General features: G+C 74.6%; 2 protein-coding genes. Both read left to right on the top strand.

From position 1 onward, the window contains the following. Positions 1–272: hypothetical protein (locus tag ACYVE9_RS26615; protein WP_461030452.1), on the top strand; the 272-nt coding region annotated here is incomplete at its 5' end. Positions 273–330: 58 nt separating this feature from the next. Next, a partial coding sequence (locus tag ACYVE9_RS26610) for a universal stress protein (RefSeq protein ID WP_461030451.1) occupies positions 331–1458 on the top strand: 1128 nt, incomplete at its 3' end.

Genomic DNA, 1458 nt, shown 5'->3' with positions numbered 1-1458 from the left:
GTGACCGGGATCACCGGGCGCGTATCGACGGCGTCAAGGCCGGGCCCGCGACCGTCAGGAACGCGTCAACGCGCGCGGAACGCGCTCGGCCGGGGGATGTGATGGCCGGCGGGGGCTTTCCCAGCCCCGGTCGGGCCCGCGACACGTCCAGTCGTGCCGGGCGGAGCGCACACCCGAGGAGTCCTGCCGTGGCCGATGTGGCCCTGGTCGCCGTCGCCGTCCTGGTGGGCGTGCTGGTCGTGGTGCTGCTGCGTGCGCTGGCGCGGCTCTGAGGCGGCCCTCGGCCCCGGGGCCGGTGCGCCCACTTGGGCGGGTGGCCAGAATGGGACCATGGCAGGACGAGGCAGGCTGCGGATCTATCTGGGCGCGGCACCGGGCGTGGGCAAGACCTACGCCATGCTCGCGGAAGGGCACCGCAGGCAGGAGCGCGGCACCGACGTGGTCGTGGCCGCCGTGGACTGCCACGGCCGGGCCCGCACCGAGGCGCTGCTGCCCGGCCTGGAACGCGTACCGGGGGCGTCCCGTCCGGAACGCGGCACGACCCCGGGGGAGCTGGACGTCGACGCGGTGATCGACCGCGCGCCGGCCGTCGCCCTCGTCGATGAACTGGCCCGCGGCAACCCGCCCGGCGCCCGCAACCAGAAACGCTGGCAGGACGTCGACGAACTGCTGGCCGCCGGCATCGACGTCGTCTCGACCGTCAACATCGCGCACCTGGAGTCACTCGGCGACGCCGTCGAGGGCATCACCGGTGTGCGCGCGGACGACACGGTGCCCGACGAGGTGGTGCGGCGGGCCGAGCAGGTCGAACTGGTCGACATGACACCGCAGGCGCTGCGGCGCCGCCTCGCGCACGGCAACGTGTGCAGCCCCGACAAGGTCGACGCGGCCCTCTCCAGCTACTTCCGACCCGGCAATCTGACCGCGCTGCGCGAACTGGCGCTGCTGTGGACCGCGGACCGGGCCGACGAGTACCTCCAGCAGTACCGCAGTGAGCACTCCATACGCTCCACCTGGCAGGCCAGGGAGCGCATCGTCGTCGGCCTCACCGGCGGCCCCGAGGGCCGCACGCTCATCCGGCGGGCGGCCCGCATGGCCGCCAAGGGGTCGGGCAGCGAACTGCTCGCCGTGCACATCGCCCGCGCGGACGGCCTCACGCCTGTCTCCCCGCAGGAACTCGCCGAGCAGCGCACCCTCGTGGAGGACCTCGGCGGCTCCTTCCACCACGTCATAGGGGACGCGGTCCCCGAGGCGCTGCTCGACTTCGCCCGCGGGGTGAACGCCACCCAGATCGTGCTCGGCTCCAGCCGCCGCCGGGCCTGGCGGTACGCGTTCGGGCCGGGTGTCGGCGCGACCGTGGCCCGCGACTCCGGCACCGACCTGGACGTGCACATCGTCACCCACGGCGAGGTCGCCCGCGGACGCGGTGTCCCGGTGGCCCGCGGTGCCCGGCCGGGC

Source organism: Streptomyces sparsus, from assembly GCF_054776295.1.
The sequence above is the reverse complement of the archived record's forward strand: the minus strand, read 5'-3'. Positions and strand labels throughout refer to the sequence as shown.